Raw genomic sequence first — 24,085 nt, 5'->3', positions numbered from 1 at the left:
ATTATGAAAAAGCAAATTATCTTCCTGGTCGCGGTGTTTGTTCTGATCCAGTATCGGATGGACCTACTGGCCTGGGCCTTGCCGAACGGGCCTAGCTACGACCCTCAGATTCACGGTGAGGTAGTTCTGCTAAGCACCAGCGGCTGCCGCTTTTGCAACAGTGAGCGCGAGTACTTGGCCGAGCACGACGTGCCCTTCGTCGAGTACGACGTCTCCTCGGATTCCCGCGGCGCTCAGCTGCTGCGCATGACGGGCAGGCATGGCGTGCCGATGCTGATCGTGGGCGATGAGGTCGTGCAGGGCTTCAACCCGCTGGCGATTCGCGGCGCTTTCGAGCGGGTCGCCGATGCCCACGCGGATCGGGGCTGATCTGCGCTAGAAGCCGTAGCCGAGCGTGCGAATCTCCGCCACCGCGCCGCCCTCCAGCCGTACCTGACGCATGAGCCGGCGGGGCCCGAAGTTGTAAGTCCACACTTCCACGCTCACCGGATTGAGTGGGGAGGCAAAGGGCGCGTAGAAGCGATCACCGAAAACGGTCGCCCCGGGCACCAGGAGGGCCGGGTAACGCTCGATCGAGGCCGGTTCGCCGCACTCCTTGAGCACCTCGATCTGGTGGTCACCAACGCTGACCACCGCCTGGCCGCAGCGCATGGCATTGCCGTGGGCCTGGTGGGTGGCCAGAAAGAGGCCAGTGAAGACCCAGACGACGAAGGACGATAGTGGCATCTTGCCCATGGGGTGCTCCTGCGCTGGGGAGCCGCCGCGTCGGCAGCTACGCTGACGGACATTGTCGCCAGTGCTCCTGAACAGCATCTTAACTCGCGTACAATCGGCCCCGCCTGCCGCGCCAGCGGCCGGGTCTTTTCCACCCACGGGAGTTCCTGCATGAGCACCGAGCTGCGTACGGGCCAACCGCCTGGCGATGCGCCCCCGCCGCCGCGAAAACCGGTGGAGGTCCTGGAGCGCCTGCTCGTCCCGGAGGACCTGGAGCAGGCGCTCGCGCGCCTGGACCGTCCCAGCGGCTCCTACGACTACGATCCCTGGGGCCTGTCGATCGAGCGCTCGAAGCTGTTCGTGGGTTTGGTGAAGCGCCTCTACGACAACTACTTCAGAGTCACAGCGCACGACCTCGAGAACGTGCCGCCCAAGGGTCGCGCCCTGATCATCGCCAACCACTCAGGGCAGTTGCCCATCGACGCCACGCTGATGGCGATGGCGATGCTGACCAATCCATACGCGCCGCGGGCGCCGCGGGCCATGATCGAGCGCTTCTTCCCCAAAGTGCCCTTTGTCGGCAATCTGCTGAACCGTGTCGGGGCAGTTATCGGCGATCCGCTCAACTGTTCCCGCATGCTCGAGAACGAAGAGGCGATCATCGTCTTCCCGGAGGGCGTGCGTGGCTCGGGCAAGCTGTACCGCGATCGCTATCAGCTGCAGCGCTTCGGCGCGGGATTCATGCACCTCGCCATGGAGCATCGGGCGCCGATCGTGCCGGTCGGCGTGGTGGGCTGTGAGGAGACCATGCCGTCGCTCGCCGACATCAAACCGATCTCCCGTCTGTTAGGTCTGCCCTATTTTCCGCTCACCACCTACGTGCCCCTGCCGGCGCGGGTCAGCCTCTACTTCGGCGAACCGATGGAGTTCGCCGGCGAGGTGACTAGTGAGGCCGATGTGGTGGCGCGGGTCGACCAGGTGAAGGATGCGATACGCGGCCTAATCGCCCGCGGCTTGTCCGAACGCGAGAGCATTTTCTGAAGGAATCCATGGGCAGATGAGCAAGGAGCAGGACGCATCAGTTGCGCGCGGCGGCAATGCCCGGCGCCCCACGGTGCTCGTCACCGGTGCCGCGGGCACCTTGGCGCGCCAGGTGATTCGCGGCTTGAAGGCGGACCATGAGGTGGTGGCTGTAGACTTCCGCTACGCCGCTCGCCTGGGACCACGAGTTCCCAGCTACAAGGTGGACGTGACCAAGCGCGGCTTCGAGGATGTCTTCCGCAAGCACGATATCGACGGCATCGTGCATCTTGGACGCATCGGCGAGGACTCTAGTCGCGAGAGCCGCTACAACGCCAATGTCCTAGGGTCGCGCCGAATGTTCGACCTGGCCCTCAACTACGGCGTGAAGAAGGTGGTGGTCCTGTCCACGTTCTACGTCTACGGCGCCGACGCCTACAACCCGGCTCTGCTCGATGAGGCCTCCCCCCTGAAGGCCTCCAATCTGACGATGGACCTGGTGGACAGCGTCGAGCTGGAAAACCTCGCCAATATCTACCTGTGGCGCTATCCCGAGCTCGACATGACAATTCTGCGCCCTTGCCACATCGCCGGCCCCGGTGTGCGAAACACCATGAGTCTTTTGTTGTCACAGCCGATGGCGCCCTTTCTGGTGGGCTTCTCGCCGATGATGCAGTTCCTGCACGTCGACGACATGGCGCGGGCGGTGGAGATGTCCTTCCGCCATCGCGGCCGCGGCATCTACAACGTGGCTCCAGAGGACTGGTTGCCCTATCAAGACGTGATGCGCGAATGCGGGTGTCTCGGCTTGCCTGTGCCCTCGCTGCCGCCGAACGTGCCCGCGACCCTGTCGCGCCTGATGCGGTGGAAGGCCTTTCCCAGCTTTCTCGTGGATTACTTCAAGTACCCGGTGGTGATCGATGGCTCCTTGTTCCGGAAGACCTTCGGCTTTCAGCCGGAGCATTCCATGGCCGATGTGTTCGAACACTACCGGCACAAAAAGAAGCGCTGAGCGCGCGAGCGGAGCTCGCTCCTAGTGCAGCGCCTGCAACGTATCCTCGGCCTCGCTTTGCCGATCATCGGCGGCATGGTGTCGCAGAACGTCCTCAACTTGGTTGATACGGCGATGGTCGGTCGCCTGCCGGATCCGGCAGCTGCCTTGGGGGCTGTCGGCATCGGTGGCTTCGCCAACTTTGCTGCCATGGCCCTGCTGCTCGGGCTGTCGACCGGCGTACAGGCCACAGCGGCGCGTCGTAAGGGTGAGGGTAAGTGCGAGGAGATGGCTCGCCCCCTCAATGCCGGCCTCGCGATCGCGGCGCTGGCGGCGCCTGTACTGTCCATCCTGCTGTGCTTACTAACGCCTTGGGTATATCCGTTTTTGGTGGACGATCCCGCAGTCATCGCCCTCGGCGTGCCCTATCTGCAGATCCGCCTCCTGTCTATGGTCTTCGTTGCCATGAATTTCGCTTTCCGCGGCTACTGGAACGCGGTGGACATGGCGCGTGTCTACATGACAACCCTGGTGGTCATGCACGCAGTTAATATAGTTCTGAACTACGTGTTCATCTTTGGGCACTTTGGCGCTCCGCAGCTCGGTGTGGCAGGCGCTGGGTTGGCTTCGGCGATCTCTACCGTCGTCGGCACTAGCGTGTACGCGTACATGGGTTTGCGCTTGGCGCGCCCGGCGGGTTTCTTGCGCCTCAGGCCCAGTTGGGCGGAAGTGCAGCGCTTGATCAGCCTGTCCCTGCCAAGCAGCGTGCAGCAGCTGGCCTTCTCCAGTGGCATGCTCGCCACCTTCGTCATCATCGCCCGCCTCGGCACCGTGGAGCTGGGTGCGGCCAATATCCTAATCAACGTGATGCTCGTCGCCCTGCTGCCTGGGATGGGTTTCGGCTTAGCGTCGGCCACCCTGGTCGGACAGGCCCTGGGGCGCAACGACGCAGCCGATGCGGAGCGTTGGGGATGGGATGTCTGTCGCGTCAGTGCGGCTGTGCTCACGCTGCTCGCGGTGCCCATGTGGGCCGCGCCGCAGCTGATTATCAGCCTGTTCCTCAGTGCGCAGCAGGCGGGCGGCGAAGCCATTGTCGAGGCGGCCACATTCCCCATGCGCCTGGTCGGGTTTTCCATGACCGTGGAAGCGGCCGGGATGGTGTTCATGCACTCGCTGCTCGGCGCTGGCGACACGCGGCGGGTGATGAAGGTGGCAGTGCTCATGCAGTGGGGCGTGTTCCTGCCCGTGGCCTGGCTCATCGGCCCGGTGCTGGGCGGCGGGCTTACGGCCGTGTGGTTCGCGCAGATCGCTTATCGCGGCGTGCAGGCGGGTGTCTTTGCCAAGTACTGGACCGATCGGCGATGGTCGGCAGTCACCGTCTAGCGATGCGGGGGAGTCACTTATGGTAGCCAGCCTTTCTGAGTGGCACGCCGCGGGCGCTCGCTTGGAGCTCCAAGGCGAACGAGTCTTCTATCGCGATTCGGACCCCGATGGCCGACTGGGTCTGCCGAGTCTCCTGCTCCTACACGGCTTCCCTACCGCCTCCTGGGACTGGCGCTTTGTGTGGTCCGCTCTCTCTCGCCACTACCGCCTGATCGCGCCTGACTTCCCAGGCTTCGGTTTCTCGGCGAAGCCTGTTCGCCCCTACCCGATCACCTCTCAGGCGGATGTGAGCGCTGGCTTGCTAAGCGCGCTTGGGATCGAAGGCACGGCAGTACTCGCCCATGATTACGGCGACTCGGTGGCCCAGGAGCTGCTGGCCCGTGCCGCCTCCGGCAGTGGCGCCATGCCGGCGCTGGATGCCGTTTGCTTCCTCAACGGCGGGCTCTTCCCAGAGGCACAGCGCCCCTTGCGGATTCAACAAGTGTTGGCAGGCCCTGCGGGCCCCTGGCTGGTCCACCTGGTCGACAAGCGCCGAGCGCTGCGCAGCCTGCGCTCGGTGTTCGGCGAGGACACGGGGCCTTCGGAGGGTGACCTAGAGTCCTACTGGTCTTTGCTCACGCGCGAGCGAGGGCTTCGCGTAGTGCCGGCGATCCTTGGTTATCTGGCCCAGCGCCGCGAGTACCGGGAGCGCTGGGTGAGCGGACTCCAGGGTGGAGATACCGCTCTGCGCTTCGTCGTGGGCATGCGCGACCCCGTCTCAGGCGCCGCGATGGCGAGCCGCTATCGTGAACTCGTGCCGCAAGCAGATGTCATCGAGATTGAGAGTGTGGGCCACTACCCGCAGTGCGAATCACCGGATGCGGTGATCGACGCGATGCTGGCCTTCGCCCCCGGCGCTGCGGTTTGAGTATACGTTCGCGGGCAGCTGAACGCGCGTTCTGCGACGCTCGCCACGGCTGTTGCCTCGGTACTCGCTGTCACCCGGTTCACGACTCCCTGATGGGCGGTCGCGCCGCCGCCCTCGTGTTGTAGACTCGACAGCTTTGGCTCGCCTTACCGCACTGATAGAAGGAAAGCACGCGCGCATGACGAGGTTAACGGACCTGCGAACTCTGCAGGGTCATATATCGCAGCAGGTCATTGGCCAGGGGAAGCTGGTTAACCGCCTGTTGATCACACTCCTGTGCGACGGCCACCTGCTCGTAGAGGGCGCGCCTGGTCTGGCGAAGACTCGCGCCATCAAAGTGCTGGGCGCCGGCGTGGAGGGTGACTTCCATCGCGTCCAGTTCACCCCCGACCTGCTGCCAGCCGACCTGACAGGTACGGAGGTCTACCGGCCCCAGGACGGTTCCTTCCGTTTCCAGCCCGGGCCATTGTTCCACAACCTAGTGCTGGCTGATGAGATCAACCGCGCGCCCGCCAAGGTGCAGTCTGCGCTCCTAGAGGCCATGGGTGAGCGTCAGATTACGGTCGGGGCCGAGACCTACCGCCTGCCCGACCTGTTCTTGGTGATGGCCACGCAAAACCCGATCGAGCAGGAGGGTACGTATCCCTTGCCGGAGGCGCAGCTCGATCGTTTCCTGATGCATCTGCGGATCGACTACCCAGACGCGGACACGGAGCGGGAGATCCTTCGCATCAACCGCGACGAGGCGCGCAGCTCCGGCGGCCAGCCGAGTGCCATGCCCGCGCCCCTGTCGCAAGAGGTCGTGTTCGAGGCACGTCGAGCGGTGCTCGATATGCACCTGGCCCCGGCCCTCGAGGAGTACCTCATTGCTCTGGTGCTCGCCACTCGCGAGCCAGGAAACTACGACGCTAGTCTCGCACGCATCATCCAGTACGGCGCCAGCCCTCGCGCCACCATTGCCCTAGACCGCTGCGCCCGCGCCCACGCTTGGCTGCGCGGCAGCGAGTTCGTCTCCCCGGATGACATCCAGGCGGTGGCCCCAGACGTCCTGCGCCACCGCATCCTGCTCAGCTTTGAAGCGGAGGCAGAGGGCATGACCCCGGACGATGTGATCGACCGACTGATCGAGCTGGTAGCCGTGCCGTGACATCGTCCGCCTCGACCGCGCCAAGCGATCTCACCCGAGGGCGCGAGCGGCAGTCCGCCGAGGCTCTGGCAGACGCCGTGGACGCTGGCGTACGGGTGAGCACCCAAGAGCTCGTCCGCCTGCGTCATGCAGCGGGCAACCTACCGCTGAACGCCATGCGCATTCGGGCCGCTGCCGCGGACACCCGAGCTTCGCCATTCAAAGGGCGCGGCATGGAGTTCGAGGAGTCACGGCCGTACCAGCCAGGCGATGATCTTCGCAGCCTCGACTGGCGGGTGATGGCGCGCACGGGGAAGCCGTACACCAAGTTGTTTCGTGAGGAGCGAGAGCGACCGGTGCTTCTGTGGGTGGATCTGCGCCGAAGCATGCTGTTTGCCACGCGCGGGGCGTTCAAGGCGGTACTCGCCGCCCGCCTCGCCGCCGCTGTGGCATGGTCCGCCCTGCGCCAGGGTGACCGGGTCGGCGGCCTGGTGTTTTGCGACAACAGTCACGATGAGGTACGCCCCTCGCGCGGCAAGGGCTCGGTCATGCGATTGATCGATACCCTGGGGCATCATAGCGGCTGGTCCGCGGACCTCGATGAAACGCCCGTCGATCTGGAGGCCGCCGCCGCTCGCCTGCGTCGCGTGGCGCGCCCGGGTAGCCTGGTGTTTCTGCTAAGTGACTTCTACGGGCTGACGGATATGGCAGTGGCTCATCTGCAGCGCACGGCAGCTCACTGCGATGTGGTGCAAATGCAGTTCTATGACCCCTTGGAGCGCGAGCTGCCGCAACCGGGGCTTTACAGGCTGCAAAGCGGCGGAGAGTCGCTGACCTTGGACACGGCCGATGGGTCGCGCCGTCGCGCGTACCAAGCGCGCTTCGACACCCACTGCGGCGAGGTGGAGGACCTCGCCCGCCGCTTGGCAATATCTTCCATGCGTTGCGCGACGGACGATGATCCCATCGATGTAGTGCGCGCAGGTCTCGGCTTGCGGGCCGGCGGGAGCGCGAGTCGATGACCGATCCCGCCGATCTCGATCTTCGCGACATCCACCTGCCTCCGGAACCGTCCTGGTGGCCCCCTGCCGTCGGCTGGTGGCTGCTCGTCCTCGCGCTCATCGTGGGTTTGCTGGTCCTCGCCCTGCGCTGGCGTCACTACCGTGCCGAGCGCGTACGGCGCCTGGCCCTGCAAGAGCTGGACGCCCTGGGCGAACGTTGCGCGAGCACGCCTCAGCGCTTGCCGGCGGAGCTTTCTACCTGGTTGCGCCGCGTGGCCCTCTCCGTCGGCGCCCGCCGGGAGCTGGCAGGCTTGACGGGGCAAGCGTGGTTGGGCGCGCTTGAGCGGCTCAGCCCGGACTCGCGCCTGACCCGGGAGTTTCCCACTCTCTTGGTCGAGGGGCCGTACGCCGGCGCAGCGCCGGCCTCCGAAGAGGAGCTAGCGGCGCTCTTGGCTGCGTGCCGAGAGTGGACCGCCAACCTGGAGCTGCGAACTTGATCAGCTTCGAATGGCCCTTGCTGTGGCTAGCCCTGCCCGTGCCGCTATTGGTGCGCTGGTTGGCACCGCCGGCGAACGTCAGCCAGCAAACCGCCCTGCGCGTGCCGTCCCTCACCCCATTCCAAGCGCTAGGTGGCGGTGGGGCCGGTGTGCCGAACCTGCGTTCTTGGCCGCTGGTAGTGGCCGCCCTCGCGTGGACGCTGTTGGTGGGCGCAGCGGCGCGGCCCATTTGGCAGGGGCAGGCGATTTCCCTGCCCGTGAGCGGACGCGACCTGATGATGGCCGTGGACATCTCGGGCAGCATGCAAAATCGGGATTTTCGCCTCGGTGGGCGCATGGTTGATCGCCTCGAGGCCACCAAGACCGTCGCCTCCGAGTTCATCATCCGGCGAGAAGGCGATCGCATCGGTTTGGTGCTGTTTGGACGTCAAGCGTATCTGCAGACTCCGCTCACCTTTGATCGGGAAACTGTGAAGACTCTGCTGGAAGAAGCAGAAGTGGGATTTGCCGGCAAGGAGACGGCGATCGGCGATGCGATCGGCCTGTCTTTAAAGCGTCTGCGTCGAGATGCAGGCGATGACCGCGTGCTGATCCTACTCACCGACGGCGCCAACACGGCGGGCGAGCTCGACCCCCTCAAGGCGGCCGAGCTCGCCGCTAGCGAGGGCTTGCGCATCTACACAATTGGCATCGGTGCAGCGGGTCGCGCCTCTCCCTTCACTCTGCGTATGCTGCCCGGCTCGGAGCTCGACGAATCGACCCTGATCAGCATTGCCGAAACCACGGGTGGTCAGTACTTCCGCGCTCACGACACAGCCGAGCTTGCACGCATCTACGCCTACCTCGATGAGCTCGAGAAGGTGGAGCAGGACGTCGGTGGCTTTCGCCCTCGCCACGCGCTGTTTGCGTGGCCCTTGGCTGGCGCCCTTGGCCTTAGCGGTTTGCTCGCCTGGCTACGGTTTCGGTTGGCGTAGAAATGGAGCATTTTCACTTTATTCGACCTCTCTGGCTTGTGCTTCTGTTAGCCTTGCCGCTGCTAGATCGTCTGTTGCGTAGTGGAGCGCTTCTGTCCAGCGCGTGGGCTCGCATCGTCGACCCCAAGCTTCTGCGCTACCTGCTCACCGATGGTGCAAGCGGATCGGTAGGGCGCGCCTGGGTGTTGCGCTGGGCACCTCTTGTGGCCTTTCTGCTCGCCGTGGTGGCGCTGGCCGGCCCGGCGTGGCGGGAGCTGCCGCAACCGGTCTTGCGCGATCAGTCCTCCCTGGTGATCGCCTTCGATCTGTCCCAGTCGATGAACGCGACGGACCTCACGCCATCGCGTCTGGAGCGGGCGCGGCTGAAGGTGATCGATCTGCTTGAGCGTCGCGAGGACGGGCAGACGGCCTTGGTTTCCTTCGCCGGGCTGCCCTTCGTGGTGAGTCCCTTGACCTCGGACGCGGCCACGATCCAGTCGCTGGTCCCGGTGCTGGAGCCGGACATCATGCCCTCGGGGGGAAGCCGCGCCGATCGTGCCCTGCGCCTAGCAGGTGATCTGATCGATGGCGGCGGCGACGGCAGCGGCAACATCCTGTTGGTCACGGACAACGCCATGGCACGCGATGTGGGGGTGGCCCGAGCCCTTGCGGAGCGGGGTATTCGAACGTCCGTGATGGGCGTGGGGACACGCGAGGGGGCGCCCGTTCGCGTCAGCAACGGTGCCCTGCTCAAGGACGCTCAGGGGCGCATCGTCCACACCCGACTAGAGGAAGACCTGCTGCGCGAGATCGCCAGCGTGGGTGGCGGCCGGTACACGCGCATGAGCATCGACGATGTGGATCTCGATCGCCTGAGCGACGCGCTCGCCAGCGGCGGGCAATTCGAAAACGAGGATGCGATGAGTACGGACATTTGGCGCGAAGAGGGGCCATGGCTGTTGTTGCCGCTGCTGCCCTTCGTCGCTTTGGTGTTTCGCCGGGGGGCGCTGGTGGTGTTGATAGGGTTGGTGCTGATGCCGGTCCCTCGTCCAGCCTACGCCTTCGAGTGGTCCGCCCTGTGGAGTCGCGACGATCAGCGCGGACGCCAAGCGCTCGAGGAGGAGCGCTACGATCAGGCGAGCGAGCTTCTCGCTGATCCTGAGTGGAAGGCCGCGGCCCATTTCCGTGGTGAGCGCTTCGAGGAGAGTGCCGGCCTGCTCGAGTCTCAGGAAGGCATACGCGCCCTGTACAACCGCGGTACCGCTGTCGCACGCAATGGCGATTACCGCACGGCGATCGAGCTCTATCGCGAGCTGCTGGAGCAGGCGCCGAACCACGAGGATGCTCTGCATAACCTCGAGATCCTGCTCGAGGAGCTCGAACAGCAGCAACAGGAAGGGGAGGGCGAGCAGGGCGAGGATGGCCAGGAGCAGGCTCAGAACAGCGACTCGCAGGGTTCGCAGCGTCAGCAGCAGGGAGGCGGGCAGGACCCCTCATCCCAGCAATCCCAGGGCGGCGGTGGCGGTGGCGATGATCAGGAGCAGATGGCCGATCAGCAGCCGCGCGATGACAAGATGACCCGCGAAGAAATCGAGGCTGAAGCCGAGCGTAGGGCGGCGCAAGCGCTGCCCGACGAGTCGCAGGGCGACGCGCAGGAAGAGCGGATGGCACAGCTTGGTGAGCCGAGCGATACGAGCGGCGAGGAGCGCGAGCAGGAGGCGGCGGTCGAGCAGTGGCTGCGGCGCATCCCGGACGATCCCGGTGGCCTCCTTCGGCGCAAGTTTGTGTACGAGCTACAGCGCCGTCGCCAGCAGGGCGAGGTGAGTGAGGAAGATCCATGGTAGCGATCCCCGACAGACTGGGTGCCGACCTCCGGGCGCGCACCGAACGCCGTCGCTGGGCTCTGCCTAGCCTAACGGCCTGGGGCGTGCTGGTGCTGTCGATGATCGCGTGTACTGCTCAGGCGCGCGTCGATGTTGCCGTCGATCCACCGATCTTATCTCTTGGCGAGAGCCTCACGGTGACCTTTAGTGCAGATGAGCGTGGTTTGACGGAGCCTGACTTCAGTCCGCTCGAAGCGCAGTTCGACGTCCTGCGGAAGAACAGCCGTGAGACGCTCCAGATCATCAACGGTCAGGCGCAACAGACCAAGGTGTGGCGCTTGACCCTGGTGCCGCGCGAGGAGGGGACGCTCGAGATTCCCTCCATCGAGTTTGGTGCGAACCGTTCGCCTTCCCGTCGCATCACCGTCACGCCCGCGCGCAGTGAACGTCCGGGGGAGGCGGAAGTGTTCATCGAGGTATCGGTTGATCCGCAAGGGCCCGTGTACGTGCAGTCGCAGGTGATGATGACCGTACGATTGCACTGGGATGAGGCGGTGCGCCTGAGCAATGCGACGCTGGCCAAACCGAGCAGCCGCGACGGTGACCTAGTGGTCGAGACGGTGGCCGAGGAACGTTCCGAGAAACGAATCGGTGAGCGCGACTACCGAGTGTTTGAGCAGCGCTACGCCTTGTTTCCCCAGCGCAGCGGTCAAGTGGAGCTCGACCCGATCGTATTCAGTGCGGACATGAGACTCTACTACGAGCGACCGTCGTTCCGGCGCGTGCAGTCCGACTCGGTAGTGCTTGACGTATTGCCAGCCAACCCGGGCGGCGCGCGACCCTGGTTGCCCGCTAGCGCGATCACCCTTGAGCAGTCCTTTCCAGACGCGGGGGAGGATGGGGAACTGGTCGGGCGGGTCGGTGAGCCGGTGACTCGATCGGTCACCCTGAACGCCCTGGGCCTTACCTCAGCGCAGTTACCCGAGGTGCAGATTCCGGTGCCTGTGGGCTTTAAGGTGTATCCAGACCAGCCGACCTTCGACCAGCGCGTGGCCCTAGAGGGTATTTTGGGCGAGCGCGTCGAGCGCCTAGCGATGCTGCCTACGGTGGCGGGCGTGTTCGAGCTGCCTGCCGTGGAGCTGGAATGGTGGGATGTCGCGGCCGACCTGCCGCGCACCGCGCGCCTCGATCCGGTCCGTATACGCGTGCTACCCGCGGTGGGGGACGGATCCAATGGCGATTCAGTCGGCAGCGCCAATGGGGTAATTGCGGGCGCTGACGGTGCCCTGGGTACGGTTCCGCCGGCAGGCGGATCCAGCGCTGTTGGCGTGCGCTACGAGCCGGGGCTTTGGCCTTGGTTGGCCCTGTTCATGGCCTTCGGGTGGGCCGCGACGGGCGGCTTCTGGTGGCAAAGTCGGCGTGCGGGAGAAGGAGCGGCTGGTGCCACCGAACAGGACCTGCGCTCATCCACCGATGAGTCTATCGCCGCGTCGCTAAAGCGCCTGCGCGACGCCGTTCAGGCGGGTGAGCCTGGAGAGGTGCGCATCGCTACCTTGCGTTGGGCGCGCGCCCGGTGGCCCAAGCACGGCGTGCGGGACCTGATCGACGTGCGCCGCCTCGGCGGCGAGACGCTCGAGGCAGCACTGGATGCCATGGATGCCGCTCGCTACGGTGACGGTGCGGATACCGATGGAGCCCTGCAGCGCGTCCTAGAGCAGGCAGAACTGCTCTCGGAGCAGATGCCACGCGAGGTGGCCGGGACGGGGCAATTGGAGCCGCTTTACCGCTAGTGGAGTGTTTCAGCGCGTCGTGCTCGCTGGTGAGGCCGTTTAGGCCTCGACGCTCGGGGCGCTGCCCCTGCCGATCGCCGGCGACCGGCAAGGGCGAGCGACCCTAGCGCGAGCTTTAGGGGTTCACGCCGATCGGTGTTTGCGCAACGACTGCTGCCGTGTCCTCGGCATCGTCGGGGTTGCCGTTGTCATCCACATCGCCGGGGCCGCCACAGGTCGGGTGGCCGAAGCCACTGGGGCTCGCGCCGTCCGCGTCCAGATCAAAGATGATGTTGTCGGCGGACACGCCGTTCGCATCACCTACGCCCCCCGGTACGAAGTCCAGGCTCAGGGCATCGCGCGTGCGCCAGGCGATGTTGTGGTCGGCACACGAGGTGTCGCCGCTCACCCCGATGGCACCGACCAAGGTGCCTTCCTCGTTGTACAGCGGTAGACCACCGCCGAAGACGTTCACACCGCCAATCAGTGAGCCCACCATCGGATCGTCCGCGTTGCCGTAGTTCACTACGTCAGCCGTATTCAAGCCAAGGGCGCGGGCGCCGCCATAGGCCGTCTGCGGATCGACCGGATTCGAGAACTGCAGGCCAAAGAGGCTGCCGCCGGGCTGCGTTGCAGCCCACAGATTGGCGGTGGAAAGCGCTAAACCTGGCAGGCTGAAGGCGTTCGCCGTGTTGGCCTTCTGCGCGGAAATGACGCGCGAGCCCGGCCACTGGTCACCGCGGTCAGCGCCGCTGCGCGCCACTGCGCAGACGATACCGTCACGGTCGACGATGCTCGCCCACATGTTGAGATCAAAACCACCGTTCGGCGTTCCGCTGGTCGGGGCCACGGAGGCCTGCAATGCAGCAGTAAGCGCTGCATGGTCTGGCAGGGCATCGCAGGTAGCGTGGGCGCTCAAGCTTAGGGTACCGATCGCGAGACCCGAGAGGATCGCGGAAATCGACTTTTGCATCGAGTATTTCCTTTTACTACTTGATTTTGAAAACAGAAGAGCGCCACCGAAGGGCAGCGCTCAGGAGGGATAGCAAACGATCAGTTTCGCTATCCCCAGAAGTTATGTGCCTTCAGGGGCCTATTCGTCGCACTGGCGAGGTCATTTGTTTGGTCCCTCGATCAGTGCACCGCGAATTCGCTCGCGAATGGCCTTTGCGGGTTCCACGCTTACCATCGCGCGCCTTACTGCACCGAGCAGCTCGGCTGGCTCACCCGCACCCGGGTAGACTTGGTCTATGCGCTGACGATGACCCATCCGAGAGAGGCGGTAGGCATTGTGGGGAAAGGGGACAGGCTAGTGGGCCGCTTGGTAAATGAGGTAGCGCTCAGTCTGCGTAGGGGCAGCGTCAGCAAGGCGCGTCGCGCAGCCAATGGCATCGCCATTGGCAAGCGATGCAACGCCGCGATGGCGCCCGTGCTACTCGCTGAGCGTCACCTCATTTACCAAGCGGCCCACTAGGCCTACCAGTGGCCACTCATCTCTTTCACCGTCGAGTGGGACGGGCGTTAGCCTTGCGGCCTGAGCCTCGATGATGCTGTCGCCCAGACCGACGCGGCCACCGACAGCGTGGCGTGCTCTACTACATGATCGACCGCAGGGCTGCGCGCGAGCGTCTGTCCGCTTAGCTGTTTGCTAGGTTCGCTGATGAGCTCGTCGTGATGGTTCAGGGCGGCTCAGGACGTAGGTGGCGCTGGCGCTCAGTACGACAGCCTGGATGGCGAGCACGGCAGGTGCCGCACCTAACACAATCGATAGAATCAAGATCGCTGCCATGGATACGGCAGCTGCCACCTTCGCCCTGCGTGAGATTGCGCCTTCGCGTTGCCAATCGATGATCAGAGGGCCGAACAGGGCGTGCTCTAGCAGCCAGCGATGGCAGCGACGCGATGAGCGAGCGAAGCAGTACGCAGCGAGGAGCACAAACGGCGTAGTCGGCAACAGGGGGAGCAGCACGCCGAGGGCGCCCAAGGCGAGGGCGATTGCACCGATACTGAACCAAAGGATACGGATAATCGGGCGAACACCAGCGTCGGCTGCGGTCACAAGACTTCTACCTGGTCGCCGACGCGCAGCGTTCCCGTGCCCGCGTAGAGCAGGTTCTGGCCGAAGTAGACCTTTCGATCTGCACCTCGTCGATAGGCACCGAGGGTGCGCAAGAGCTCGGGGTGGCGTTCACCCGTGCGTTGGTTGAAGGCGGGTACGGTGCATCGGTCGCAGGGCTTGGCGACCGTGAGCGTCATCTCCCCGATGCGAAGGCGCCGCCAGTCGTCTTCCGCGTGGGCAGCGCAGCCGTCCACCACGAGGTTGGGTCGGAAACGATCGAGGCCGACGGGCGCTTCGAGGCGCGCGTTGAGCTCGTCGAGGGCCGCTGCCGAGACGAGCAGTAAGGGGTAACCGTCGGCCAGGCTCACGGTTTCCCCGTCCTTGGCGTAGGTCGGGTCGACCGGTCGTCGCGCGTCATCGGGCAGATACACCAGGCGCAAGGGACGCTCGAGGCGTGCGCTTAACCACGCGGCCGCCTCCTCGCCCGCATCGCAAGCGCCGACCGTGTCGTCCCAGATAGCGACGTCGCGTGGCGCCGAGGTGGGGAACACGACCTCTAGCGCATCATCGCCGTAGCCTAGGCTCAGGCCTCGCGCGCTCGGTACGGCGTCCACTCGGGCAAGGCCGGGCAGCTGGCGCTGGGTGATGAATTGACCGTTGGGGTCGACCAACATCCAGCGTCGGTCACCCGCGGGGCCGAAACGATCGAGGGCCGTGCTGATGCGCGCCAGGCCGCGGCCTCCCTTCAGCGGGTAGATGTGAATTGAGGCGAGCGTGAACATCGCGAAGCGGTGCCTTCCTGTTCCTAGCGTCTAGCTGAGCACCATACGCCTCGCGAGTGGAAAAGGCAGTCTAGAGAGGTGATTTCGAGCGCTGGGTGGCAGAGCGCCCACAAGAAGAAAGCCCGCAAGCGCGCTTGCGGGCTTTCCCAGTACCGCGGGTTCCGGCCTTTCGGTGGCGGCGACCCGAGGGTCAGGCGCGTAGAGCCTTAGTCACAGACGTTCGGCACGCCGCTCGGTCCCGGTGCACCGCCCGCCTGGGAGCGGAACACGCGGAAGTCGAACCCGTTGGTGATGCCATCACCGTTGAAGTCCGTGTCCGCGTTGTCCGTGCCGAAGTTGTCGCGGAAGATCTGGAAGTCGGCGCCGTTCACGAAGCAGCTCTGATCGAGGTCCGCGTCGCAGATGTTGCCGATGCCGTCACCGTCCGTGTCGCGCTGGTCCGGGTTACGGCGCAAGGTGCAGTTGTCCTGATCATCAGGAATACCGTCCATGTCCGTATCGGTCGGATCACCACCGCCCTCGGTCACCGGCGTCAGACACCACTCGTTGAGGGTGCCCGTGTCCTGACCTTCGGCGTCGATCACCTGCAGGCGCCACGTGCCCGAGAGGCCTTGGCCGTCCACGGCGCCGAGGGGGCTGTTCGGCGTGAAGCTGCCGTCGATGGTCGGGATGCCCGCGGCGCACTCGTCTTCGATCGGCGAAGCCGCTTCGTCGTCGAGGGTGGCCAGGATGTTGTCACCGCCGCAGCCGAAGCCCTGGTTCACGCGCCCCGGACGGTCCATGAGCGTGACGCTGATCCCCGAATCGACGTTGGTCAGGATGGCGCTCAGATCGCCCACGAAGGTGTGGGAGATGTCGAGGAACACGTCCAGGTCCGTGAGCGTGCCGCCCTCGGCCACCACCAGCTCGTCGGTGATGCCCGCCGGGTTGTTGTCGGGGATCGCCGCCCCAGGCGTGGAGCAGATGAACGCGCCGGTGGTGAAGCGGAATACCGCCGAGTAGACGCCATCACCGCAGTCGTTGAGCGCGCGTACGCGCCAGAAGTACGTGGTGGCGCTCTGCAGGTTGCCCTCGAGGCGGTAGCTCGTGCCTTCCACGGTGGCGGCGAAGTCGACGCTGCCGAAGGCCGGGTCGTCGTCGATCTCGATCTCGTACAGCGATCCCTGAGCGACGGCGTTCCAGGTGAACTCCGGCGCTAGGGCCTGATCGCCGGCGCCGTCGGCGGGCATGGCGAGACCCGGTGCTCCCGGCACGTCGTCGAAGATCGTGACGTTGACGCTGAGCTCGCGATCGTTGGCCCCGGTGGATGCGCCGGCGATGGAGAAGCTGTAGTCACCGGCGCTCACGCCGTCCACTTCCACCGCCGCCGTGCTGGTGCCAGGCGGGATGACTGGGTTGGTGGAGAAGGTGCCCGAGAAGCCGCTCGGGAAGTTCTCGTAAGACAGGGCGACCGGCTCGGAGAAGCCCTGAATCTGAATCACCTCGACGTCGATGTCTTGCAGGCTACCTTTGCCGTCCGCCGCGCACACGGATTGTGAGAGCGGGCTACCGGTAAGGGAGAACCCGGGCCCCGCGCCCACGTTCAGCAGATTGGCAGCGAAGACGTCCTTCTGGTTCGGTGGGCCATCGCGGTTGTCGGTCCACACGCTGATGATGCGCTCGCCGATCACGGTGATGCCGTTGTAGTCGCCCCACTCCTGGCCGTCCGTGAGGTTGGCGGAGGTCTCGCCGGAGACGCGCGTGAGCTCGTTCCAGGTCACGCCGCCGTCGGCGGAGAAGGTGTAGTAGAGATCGACTCCCGTGCGATTTTGCGAGTTGCGCGTGTCGTAGAACACCACGTGCACGGTGCCGTTCTCATCCACGGTCAGCCACTGGTTGTAGCGGTCGACGGTGAGCACGTCGGCGGTTGGGTGCGGGATGCTCTCGTTCCAGGTGGCGCCGCCGTCGCGGGAGTAGGCCACGTGCACCTGGTTGTTGTTGGCCTGGGCGTTGAAGTCGTTGTCAGGCGCAATGGTGTCAGTCCAGGCCACGTAGATGCTGCCGTCGAAGGCGCCGCCAGAGCGGTCCGCATCGGCCGTGGCGTAGATCCAGGAGCGACGGCTTTCCATCGAGGGCACGGGCCAGTCGAAGGAGGCGTTGGTCTCGGCCACGGTGAACGGCGCGTCGAAGGTCACGCCGCCGTCCGTGGACTTCAGCATGGTGATCTCGCGCTCGTTGAAGGCGCCGTAGAAGTGGTAGACGTCACCGGCCGAGTCGGTGGTGACGTCGCTGCCGATGCCGCGCGGGGCGCCGGGGAAGGCCTGGATGTCCCAGGTGGCTCCCTGGTTCTCCGAGCGGGCGAACTGCATCACGTTACCGTTGTGGTAGGAGATGTAGATGTTGTCCTGGTGCGGCGAGGTGGGCGAGCGGTCGACGTGGAGGAACTCCTTGTCGCTGCCCGAAGGCGTGAGGTCGAAGCGGTCGACCCAGGTCTGCCCGGCGTCGAAAGAGCGCCAGAAGGACACGCCGATTGTGCCTGACAGCGCAGCCACGTAGGCCACGGAGCCGTCTGCGGACCAGCCGAGTGTGGGGTCGCAGCAGGTGAAGGGCAGCACGCCCTGGATGGTCCAGGTCTCGCCGCCGTCGCTCGAGTAGTACATCTCTTGGCCGCCGGCGTTGTTGGAGCCAGCGATCACCTGCATTGGGTTGGTCGGGTTGACCTCGACGGTCACCTCGTTGGCACCCAACACCTGGTTTAGCTGCAGCTCACCCTCGACCGGCACGGGCACCTTCGGTGTGGGGGGTGCGGTCGGCGTGTTGCTGTTCTGCAGGCCGCCGTAGCGCAGCTGGAACAGGGGCACGGCGGCGCGTGGGTACTGGATCGAGCCCTTGCGCGGCAGATCCATCTCTCGGCGCAGCTCCACGCGGAAGAAGGCCGGGATCGGGGCGATCAGCTCTGCTTCGTTGTCCGCGAGCAGGGCGAGGTCTTCCAGCGTTAGCTCATAGTTGCGTCGGTCCCAGGGACCGAACTTAAGGAGGTCCGTATAGCGAACCCGTTGATCGGCACCGAGCTCTTGGCGGACCACGGGGTCCGCGGCGAGCGCCGGCAAGGCGAGTGCAAGAAAGGCGGCGCCGAGCGCGGCCCTTCGGATAGCGGTAAGCAAGATGGTGACTCCCCCGTCCGGTTCCGTCCGGACTTCCTTTCAAGTTGTTGTATTGGCCGGCGCAGCGCGTGTGGCGACAGGCCACCACAGCGTCGGCGCTCGCCAGAGTAGGGGGCGTCTGAGGGGGGTGTCAAACGTCGGTTCGCCATGCCGCGGTGCGGCCCCCGCGTTGGTCAGATTCGCTCAGTGCCGTGCCAGACGCTGCCCGCGCTATTGCGTCATTCGGTTCCACGGTGGGCCTTTGGCGCGCCGGTGAGGAGCGAATTCGATGTTGTCTTTCGAGAATCTGCCGGCGGTCGGGTGGTTCAAGGATCCCTTGACGCGGCGCGGGATTATGGTGGCTGCGATGAGCATCGCGATGCTGATTCCGCTGGCCATGGTGCACGGCGTCGTAGATGAACGTGGCGCCCGCCAGCGCGGGTGGTCAACGAGCTGAGTGCCACCCTCGGCGGCCCGCAGAACATCATCGGTCCGGTGCTTGTGATCCCCTACACTCAGAGCACGGTGGTGGAAGAGCGCTTCGGCGATGCGCAGGGCGTCATGCAGCTGCGCGAACGGGTGACCGTGCGTGAGCGCGAATTCCTGGTCTTGCCCGATCAGCTGGCGCTGGACCTGAGCGGCGAGCACCGCCGGCGCGGCATCTACCGTGTACTCGCCACCGCGACGGTCTGCGCGCGAGTGGCAGCTACCCGTCGGCCTCCGTCCAGGCGCTTGTTGAGGACGAGGCGAACACCGTTCACTGGAGCCGCGCATTTGTGGCGATCGGCGTAAGCCACCCGCGGGCCATCGCCACCCTTGATGAGCTGCTCTTCAAACGGCGAGGCCGCGAGTCCCGCGCCCGGCACGCGATTGCAGGAGTTGCTCGGTGGCGGATTTCACGCATCGGTCGACGCCACGGCGCTGGCAAGCGGTTCCGCGAACTTTGATCTGGCGCTCGAATTCAAGGGCCTCGGCCCTGTGCGCTTCGCCCCACTGGGGGCGATTACCACGACCATCGCTCGCTCGAGCTGGCCGCATCCGAGCTTCCTCGGCCAGGCCCTACCGAGAGAGTACAGCGCCGACGCCTCGGGCTTCGAGGCGCGTTGGGAGATCCAGCAACTCGCCAGGAGCTATCCGCAGGCGTGCTTCGCCCATCTGGAGAATCCCGGCCTGCACGAGTTTATGGCCGGGGTTACGCTGTTCGAGCCGGTCTCGGTGTACACCCGCGTCTCCCGCTCCGTGAAGTACGGGCTGTTGTTTGTGTTGAGTACCTTCGTTGTGTTGCTCGCCCTCGAGCTCATGCTCGGGCGGCTGCTGCACGTCGCGCAGTGCGCGCTGGTCGGCGGCTCCTTGACGATGTTCTTTCTGGTGTTCTGTCGCTCGCCGAGACCATTGGCTTTGCCTTCGCCTATCTGCTCGCCACCGCCACCACCGTGATGATGACCGCGACCTACGCTGGCGCGGCGCTCGCCTCAAAGCGTCTTGGAGGAGGCCTCGGCGCGCTATTGTCGATCGCCTACGCGCTCTTGTACGGTCTGCTGTAGCTGGAGGATTTCGCGCTGCTGATGGGCACCGTAGTCCTGCTGGTGGCCCTCGGCTTGCTGATGGTGCTCACGCGCGGCTTGTCGCGAGACTGAGGGGCGGACGAAAGCGCCCGCCGCTTCGGCAGCCTTGCGGAAGGCGCATTGGTGACCGCGCGCATCGTGGGCATCCGCTGATCTTGTCCAAAGTCGGCACTCTGTGAATCATTCTCGAGGGTGGGTGTGCGGAATGGTGAATGTGCTGTGCAGGCAGTGGCAGGTGTAGGGCGATGACGAACGCTGACGCGCCAACGCGCTTGTTCATCTACGGCACCCTGGCGCCCGGGCGAGCGAATCATTACGTCGTGCACGATCTCGGCGGCACTTGGCAAGCCGCTAACCTGCGAGGAGATCTTGTCGACGAGGGGTGGGGTGCTGGCATGGGCTATCCTGCGATCGTCCCGCGCGAGGATGGCCCATCCGTCGAAGGGTTCGTGCTGTCCGCGCCCGCACTCGCCGCCCACTGGCCACGGCTCGATGCCTTCGAGGGTGAGGGCTACGAGCGCGTCGTGGTAACGGTCACGCTCGACACCGGTGAGCGAGTGGATGCGCAGGTCTATGCGCTGCGCAAGCGTTGAGCCTGACTGACTACTCCCTTGTCGTTGAGATGATTCCTAAGGGGAAGCGAATAGTATTATTCGCTTCGGGCGAACCGTTACGTACGAACGACTATCTCTCGCTGCTGGAGGGAGACGTACCATTCGCCGATTGGTACACCGCTCAGCTGCGCCGATTGAGCAGCACCGCTGTGTTCTGGGAGCACCCGGTAATGCGTCTAGATGCGGCGGCGACTGCGGCGGAGTTCGTACTGCTCGACGCGCCGGCGCTCGCCGGGGTTCAGCCCGATCACGCGGCTTTCGCTGAGCACTTGTCGGCCGAGACGGCTCTGGTGCGGGTATTTGACTCGCTCGGTAGAGATGCGCGGCTCATCGCACCGGTCCCCTCGAGCGACAAAGCTGACTTCGCGCACCTGGCGGTGTTTCTGCGACAGGCGTCGCTGGCGCAGACTCGCGCCCTGTGGTCAGCGGTGGCTTGTGCGACGAAGGTGGCGCTGCGCCGGCATCCGGTCTGGCTCAGCACATCTGGGCTCGGCGTACCCTGGCTGCACGTGCGCGTAGATCGTCAACCGAAGTACTACCAGCACCGGCCGTACGTGTCTGGAGACCCTTCTCTGACCCCTCCACCGCCTAGGTGACGGCGAGTTGCTGCGAGCCTTTAGCGGGTCGGTCAGTGCTGGCGCAGTGACTCAGCGAGGGCAAGCAAGGCGTGTACGAATTCCCCTCTGGTTGGCGACGAAGTATCTGTTGCAAGCGATCCCAACAATAAAACGAATGTCATTGTAAATAAGAATCAGTCTTGTTACGGTGCGCGCGCTTCGGCTATTCGACGCATCACACAGGATAGAATTGATGATCAAAAATTTAGCCGCTCCCCTGGTTTTGGTGAGCGTACTTGCCCTTGGGGGCTGCGAGGGAGACGACGGCATTGCGGGCCCGGCGGGCCCTGCCGGTCCCGCTGGCGCGGACGGTGCCGACGGCGCTGCTGGACCGCCGGGGCCGGCGGGAGACGCCGTTAGCGGGGCGAGCCTGCAAATCGTGGGCGACACCGTGACCGCAGCTGCCAACGACCTGCGGGGCATCAGCTATGCCCAGGTCGCGCCAAACGCCAACAAGATCTATGCGTCTGGTCATGTGGGTACGACGGACGACACGCGCCAGATCGTCATCGCGCGTTTTTTCGCGGATGGCACGCCGGACGCCAGCTTCGGTGGCGATGGCTTTGTAGAGCTCGAGGCTACCGCCACGGAGGGTAGCGGCGACGAGAACTCCTACGGCGTGGTCGAGCTGCAAAATGGCGATGTCGTTGCGACCGTCAACGCACTCGACGCGGACGGTGGGCAGTCCGTTTACCTCTTCCGCCTCGATGCCGACGGCAATCAGGTGGCTGGTTGGGGCGACGCGCAGGGCAAGGCCGAGGTGGTGTTCGGCTGGGCCAACGCCGACAACGGTGACTTTCCTGGTGCGCCCGCTACGTTCCCCGCGGATATCGCCTGGGACATTCAGGTTGATCGCAGTGTCATCACCAACCGCGTTGTGGTCTTCGGCCAAGGCGCCGCTACCGATGGTGTGCGCACGGACCGCGATCGCTACGTTGCCCGTCTCGATATCACGGACACGGGGGCAGAAGCCGATCCCACCTTCAACGGTGGGGTCGCCTATACCTACAATGCGACGGGTGTGCTCAACGACAACCAGCGCCGCGGCACGATCGAGGCGGATGGCAAGATCGTCGCTTCTGGCTACACGGATCTCGGTGGTGTTCTCGATAACCACATCTTCCTGATTCGCCTAGATGTCGACGGTAGCCTCGATGAAACGTTTGGTGGATTCAGTGACGAGGCGACCATTCCTGCCACGCCGGGTATCGCCGTGTTCAATCCGTTCAAGGCGGACGTGGGCTACGCTGAGGCCTACGCATCCGGCTTTCAGCAGGGAACCTCCTCCTACGTCGTTGCCGGCTACGGCGAAGCCACGGCGCGAGATTCGATGACCGGCTCATCGCTAGGCTACGCGACGTCGATTGCCCAGGACGTGGTGGTGTTCCGCGTCTCAAGCGGCTCTGCAACCGCGATCGATATGGGCTACGGCAACATGGGTACGGTGGCAATCCAGAGTGAGAGCCAGGGGTATCCGACGAACGAAGACCGCGGTCGCCACATCGTGGTGCTTCCGGATGATCGCGCTATCGTCGCGGGCCGCTATGGCGGTAACCCAGCTGCTTTCATCCTGACCGCCGACGGCGTGCCTGACACACGGGTTTTCGGTGATGGAGTCATCGAGTTGCCCAATGACGTGGTGACCAGTCAGTTCTTCGGCCTGGCGCTGTCGCCGGACGGCACCCGCGTCGCCTTGTCCACGAACACGGATGATGCGGGCGCCCGCGTCGTGGTGATCAAGGTCGCCTCGGACTGAGCGTCCGACGCGCATCTGTAGCCCCGGGTTTCCCAAAGCGGGAGCCCGGGGCAGTGTGTTTTGTGTCTGCTGGAGAGATTTCCATGTCGTCTGAACGGGTGTTTCCTAGGGTTGAGCGCCTAGGGTTTGCTTCGCGCTACGCCGGACCGCTAGCCGTGACCCTGATTCTGGCTGCCTGCGGTGGTGGTGGCGGCAACGGTGGTGGCGGCATTGCGCAACCTCCCGATCCGGAGCCGGCGCCGGACAACGATCCGCCGCCAGAAACTGGCGACGATGCGCGCCGCGCGGTCCTCTCCGACATAGGCACGGCCATCATCGTGCCGGCGCTTGAAGACTTCGACATGGTGGCGATGGGACTGCAGACGGCTGCCGCCGCTGTCGCGGCAACCCCCAGCGAAGTGCCCACGAGCGACGCCGCGAAGGCCGCGTGGAACACGGCAATGACCTCTTGGCAGCGCGCCGAAGTGCTGCAGGTGGGACCGGCTGGGCGCTCCACCAATCCCGACGCCGTGGCCGGTGGGCAGGACTTGCGCGACTCTATCTACTCATGGCCCTTTACGCTGGACACGTGCGCACTGGAAGCGGCAGCGGCAAACGGGGACGCCGTGGACGGCACCACACCGATAAACATCACCGGTCTAGGCGCAATCGAGCATTTGTTGTTTACGGACGCGCCGGATCCGGCTTGTGCTTCTCAGCCCGACGCAGCGGCACGAGCAGCCCATCTGAGCAGGCTAGCGGATCGCATCGCCTTGCTAGCCACTAGTCTTCTCGAGCGCTGGGATCCTGCTGCCGATGACTTCCTCGAGCAATGGACTACGGCTGGTCTCGATTCTAGCGTGATCTACGGCCGCCCTCAGGACGCACTCGACGCGCTCTCCATCGCCCTCTTCTACGTGGAGAAGCAAACCAAAGATCGAAAGGTGGCGCTGCCGACTGGCCTTCCCGTGACAGACTTGAACTGCGCTGATCCCGTCGCCTGCCCCGAGTTCCTTGAGTCGCGCCTGTCGCGGCGAACGGGTGAGAATCTCATCGCCAACTTCCAGGCTTTTCGAGATCTGTTTACCGGGGTCGACGGCGCTATGGGGGTCAACGATCTGTTGATTGGAATCGATCGCCAGGATCTCGCCGATCAGATTGTTGTCCAAGTCGATGACGTGTTGGCACTGCTCGCGCAGATCGAAGCCGACACGGGGTTTGATGCGGCGGTCGAGGCGATTACCGACAACGACGAGTGTGTGAACGCCTTCTCGTCCTCTTCGGGGTTGCCACCGTGTGCACTTCTCGGCGTGATGAAGAGCGCGTTGGACACGTTCCGCGGTCCGATCGTTAGCGCCCTTGGGCTCGCCATTCCATCGGCGGCCGCGGGCGACAACGACTAAACGA

At 64.9% G+C, this 24,085-nt stretch carries 24 protein-coding genes; 19 read left to right on the top strand and 5 right to left on the bottom strand.

Annotated elements, in window-relative coordinates:
- Nucleotides 1-3 precede the first annotated feature (3 nt).
- Complete coding sequence (locus AAGA68_05080) at nt 4-369, top strand: glutaredoxin domain-containing protein (GenBank protein ID MEM9384412.1); 366 nt, start codon at nt 4-6, stop codon at nt 367-369.
- Nucleotides 370-375: 6 nt separating this feature from the next.
- On the opposite strand, the gene AAGA68_05075 is transcribed toward AAGA68_05080, so the two are convergent.
- A complete protein-coding gene (locus AAGA68_05075) occupies nt 376-735 on the bottom strand; it encodes a DUF2845 domain-containing protein (GenBank protein ID MEM9384411.1) in 360 nt (119 codons plus the stop codon).
- A 150-nt stretch (nt 736-885) separates the two neighbouring features.
- Between AAGA68_05075 and AAGA68_05070 the strand changes: the two genes are divergently transcribed.
- The 10 genes from AAGA68_05070 (at nt 886) to AAGA68_05025 (ending at nt 12,205) form a co-directional block, all read left to right on the top strand.
- Entirely contained in the window at nt 886-1,755 is an 870-nt protein-coding gene (locus AAGA68_05070; protein ID MEM9384410.1) for a lysophospholipid acyltransferase family protein, read from the top strand.
- A gap of 16 nt (nt 1,756-1,771) precedes the next feature.
- Nucleotides 1,772-2,746 carry an SDR family oxidoreductase gene (locus tag AAGA68_05065; GenBank protein ID MEM9384409.1) on the top strand — a complete coding sequence of 325 codons (975 nt, stop codon included), beginning with the start codon at nt 1,772-1,774 and terminating at the stop codon, nt 2,744-2,746.
- A 24-nt stretch (nt 2,747-2,770) separates the two neighbouring features.
- Complete coding sequence (locus tag AAGA68_05060; protein MEM9384408.1) at nt 2,771-4,108, top strand: MATE family efflux transporter; 1,338 nt, start codon at nt 2,771-2,773, stop codon at nt 4,106-4,108.
- Nucleotides 4,109-4,127: 19 nt separating this feature from the next.
- Entirely contained in the window at nt 4,128-5,015 is an 888-nt protein-coding gene (locus AAGA68_05055; protein MEM9384407.1) for an alpha/beta hydrolase, read from the top strand.
- A gap of 178 nt (nt 5,016-5,193) precedes the next feature.
- A complete protein-coding gene (locus AAGA68_05050) occupies nt 5,194-6,162 on the top strand; it encodes a MoxR family ATPase (GenBank protein MEM9384406.1) in 969 nt (322 codons plus the stop codon).
- Nucleotides 6,159-7,163: a DUF58 domain-containing protein gene (locus AAGA68_05045; GenBank protein MEM9384405.1), complete on the top strand. Its 1,005-nt coding sequence runs from the start codon at nt 6,159-6,161 to the stop codon at nt 7,161-7,163. The genes AAGA68_05050 and AAGA68_05045 overlap by 4 nt, the downstream gene beginning before the upstream one ends.
- Nucleotides 7,160-7,639 carry a DUF4381 domain-containing protein gene (locus AAGA68_05040; GenBank protein ID MEM9384404.1) on the top strand — a complete coding sequence of 160 codons (480 nt, stop codon included), beginning with the start codon at nt 7,160-7,162 and terminating at the stop codon, nt 7,637-7,639. Before AAGA68_05045 ends, AAGA68_05040 begins: the two co-directional genes overlap by 4 nt.
- On the top strand, nt 7,636-8,613 hold the full coding sequence (locus AAGA68_05035; GenBank protein ID MEM9384403.1) for a VWA domain-containing protein: 978 nt from the start codon (nt 7,636-7,638) through the stop codon (nt 8,611-8,613). The genes AAGA68_05040 and AAGA68_05035 overlap by 4 nt, the downstream gene beginning before the upstream one ends.
- Nucleotides 8,614-8,615: 2 nt before the next feature.
- Nucleotides 8,616-10,436, top strand: coding sequence for a VWA domain-containing protein (locus AAGA68_05030; protein ID MEM9384402.1), 1,821 nt, complete (start codon nt 8,616-8,618; stop codon nt 10,434-10,436).
- Complete coding sequence (locus tag AAGA68_05025; protein MEM9384401.1) at nt 10,430-12,205, top strand: BatD family protein; 1,776 nt, start codon at nt 10,430-10,432, stop codon at nt 12,203-12,205. Before AAGA68_05030 ends, AAGA68_05025 begins: the two co-directional genes overlap by 7 nt.
- A 115-nt stretch (nt 12,206-12,320) precedes the next feature.
- On the opposite strand, the gene AAGA68_05020 is transcribed toward AAGA68_05025, so the two are convergent.
- Nucleotides 12,321-13,157: a heme-binding protein gene (locus tag AAGA68_05020; GenBank protein MEM9384400.1), complete on the bottom strand. Its 837-nt coding sequence runs from the start codon at nt 13,155-13,157 to the stop codon at nt 12,321-12,323.
- A 288-nt stretch (nt 13,158-13,445) separates the two neighbouring features.
- Between AAGA68_05020 and AAGA68_05015 the strand changes: the two genes are divergently transcribed.
- Nucleotides 13,446-13,658 carry a hypothetical protein gene (locus AAGA68_05015; protein MEM9384399.1) on the top strand — a complete coding sequence of 71 codons (213 nt, stop codon included), beginning with the start codon at nt 13,446-13,448 and terminating at the stop codon, nt 13,656-13,658.
- A gap of 174 nt (nt 13,659-13,832) precedes the next feature.
- On the opposite strand, the gene AAGA68_05010 is transcribed toward AAGA68_05015, so the two are convergent.
- From AAGA68_05010 to AAGA68_05000, 3 genes are all read right to left on the bottom strand, one after another.
- Nucleotides 13,833-14,210 carry a YbaN family protein gene (locus AAGA68_05010; protein MEM9384398.1) on the bottom strand — a complete coding sequence of 126 codons (378 nt, stop codon included), beginning with the start codon at nt 14,208-14,210 and terminating at the stop codon, nt 13,833-13,835.
- Between the two features lie 29 nt (nt 14,211-14,239).
- Complete coding sequence (locus AAGA68_05005) at nt 14,240-15,025, bottom strand: MOSC N-terminal beta barrel domain-containing protein (GenBank protein ID MEM9384397.1); 786 nt, start codon at nt 15,023-15,025, stop codon at nt 14,240-14,242.
- Nucleotides 15,026-15,231: 206 nt separating this feature from the next.
- Nucleotides 15,232-18,168, bottom strand: a complete 2,937-nt coding sequence (locus tag AAGA68_05000; protein MEM9384396.1) for a proprotein convertase P-domain-containing protein — start codon at nt 18,166-18,168, stop codon at nt 15,232-15,234.
- Between the two features lie 268 nt (nt 18,169-18,436).
- Between AAGA68_05000 and AAGA68_04995 the strand changes: the two genes are divergently transcribed.
- The 7 genes from AAGA68_04995 (at nt 18,437) to AAGA68_04965 (ending at nt 24,081) form a co-directional block, all read left to right on the top strand.
- Entirely contained in the window at nt 18,437-18,604 is a 168-nt protein-coding gene (locus AAGA68_04995; GenBank protein ID MEM9384395.1) for a hypothetical protein, read from the top strand.
- Complete coding sequence (locus tag AAGA68_04990; GenBank protein ID MEM9384394.1) at nt 18,589-18,939, top strand: inner membrane CreD family protein; 351 nt, start codon at nt 18,589-18,591, stop codon at nt 18,937-18,939. The genes AAGA68_04995 and AAGA68_04990 overlap by 16 nt, the downstream gene beginning before the upstream one ends.
- A 27-nt stretch (nt 18,940-18,966) precedes the next feature.
- Complete coding sequence (locus AAGA68_04985; GenBank protein ID MEM9384393.1) at nt 18,967-19,584, top strand: inner membrane CreD family protein; 618 nt, start codon at nt 18,967-18,969, stop codon at nt 19,582-19,584.
- A 373-nt stretch (nt 19,585-19,957) separates the two neighbouring features.
- The gene (locus AAGA68_04980) at nt 19,958-20,305 is read left to right on the top strand and encodes a gamma-glutamylcyclotransferase family protein (protein MEM9384392.1); all 348 of its coding nucleotides are present in this window, start codon (nt 19,958-19,960) and stop codon (nt 20,303-20,305) included.
- Between the two features lie 155 nt (nt 20,306-20,460).
- Nucleotides 20,461-20,922 (top strand): hypothetical protein, encoded by a 462-nt coding sequence (locus tag AAGA68_04975; protein ID MEM9384391.1) that lies wholly within the window; start codon nt 20,461-20,463, stop codon nt 20,920-20,922.
- A 214-nt stretch (nt 20,923-21,136) separates the two neighbouring features.
- Nucleotides 21,137-22,699, top strand: a complete 1,563-nt coding sequence (locus tag AAGA68_04970; GenBank protein MEM9384390.1) for a hypothetical protein — start codon at nt 21,137-21,139, stop codon at nt 22,697-22,699.
- A gap of 83 nt (nt 22,700-22,782) precedes the next feature.
- A complete protein-coding gene (locus AAGA68_04965; GenBank protein ID MEM9384389.1) occupies nt 22,783-24,081 on the top strand; it encodes an imelysin family protein in 1,299 nt (432 codons plus the stop codon).
- Nucleotides 24,082-24,085 lie beyond the last annotated feature (4 nt).

It is taken from the genome of Pseudomonadota bacterium (assembly GCA_039193195.1).
GTDB lineage: Bacteria > Pseudomonadota > Gammaproteobacteria > Steroidobacterales > JBCBZW01 > JBCBZW01.
This window is presented reverse-complemented; position numbering and strand designations above follow the sequence as displayed.

Excerpts from the sequence above, each read along its gene's own strand:
- AAGA68_05055 (MEM9384407.1), top strand. The coding sequence starts at position 4,128 with ATGGTAGCCAGCCTTTCTGAGTGGCACGCCGCGGGCGCTCGCTTGGAG.
- AAGA68_04995 (MEM9384395.1), top strand. The coding sequence starts at position 18,437 with ATGTTGTCTTTCGAGAATCTGCCGGCGGTCGGGTGGTTCAAGGATCCC.
- AAGA68_05025 (MEM9384401.1), top strand. The coding sequence starts at position 10,430 with ATGGTAGCGATCCCCGACAGACTGGGTGCCGACCTCCGGGCGCGCACC.
- AAGA68_04970 (MEM9384390.1), top strand. The coding sequence starts at position 21,137 with ATGATCAAAAATTTAGCCGCTCCCCTGGTTTTGGTGAGCGTACTTGCC.
- AAGA68_05075 (MEM9384411.1), bottom strand. The coding sequence starts at position 735 with ATGGGCAAGATGCCACTATCGTCCTTCGTCGTCTGGGTCTTCACTGGC.
- AAGA68_04980 (MEM9384392.1), top strand. The coding sequence starts at position 19,958 with ATGACGAACGCTGACGCGCCAACGCGCTTGTTCATCTACGGCACCCTG.
- AAGA68_04965 (MEM9384389.1), top strand. The coding sequence starts at position 22,783 with ATGTCGTCTGAACGGGTGTTTCCTAGGGTTGAGCGCCTAGGGTTTGCT.
- AAGA68_04985 (MEM9384393.1), top strand. The coding sequence starts at position 18,967 with ATGAGCTGCTCTTCAAACGGCGAGGCCGCGAGTCCCGCGCCCGGCACG.
- AAGA68_05050 (MEM9384406.1), top strand. The coding sequence starts at position 5,194 with ATGACGAGGTTAACGGACCTGCGAACTCTGCAGGGTCATATATCGCAG.
- AAGA68_05005 (MEM9384397.1), bottom strand. The coding sequence starts at position 15,025 with ATGTTCACGCTCGCCTCAATTCACATCTACCCGCTGAAGGGAGGCCGC.
- AAGA68_05015 (MEM9384399.1), top strand. The coding sequence starts at position 13,446 with ATGACCCATCCGAGAGAGGCGGTAGGCATTGTGGGGAAAGGGGACAGG.
- AAGA68_05040 (MEM9384404.1), top strand. The coding sequence starts at position 7,160 with ATGACCGATCCCGCCGATCTCGATCTTCGCGACATCCACCTGCCTCCG.
- AAGA68_05020 (MEM9384400.1), bottom strand. The coding sequence starts at position 13,157 with ATGCAAAAGTCGATTTCCGCGATCCTCTCGGGTCTCGCGATCGGTACC.
- AAGA68_05030 (MEM9384402.1), top strand. The coding sequence starts at position 8,616 with ATGGAGCATTTTCACTTTATTCGACCTCTCTGGCTTGTGCTTCTGTTA.
- AAGA68_05065 (MEM9384409.1), top strand. The coding sequence starts at position 1,772 with ATGAGCAAGGAGCAGGACGCATCAGTTGCGCGCGGCGGCAATGCCCGG.
- AAGA68_05080 (MEM9384412.1), top strand. The coding sequence starts at position 4 with ATGAAAAAGCAAATTATCTTCCTGGTCGCGGTGTTTGTTCTGATCCAG.
- AAGA68_05070 (MEM9384410.1), top strand. The coding sequence starts at position 886 with ATGAGCACCGAGCTGCGTACGGGCCAACCGCCTGGCGATGCGCCCCCG.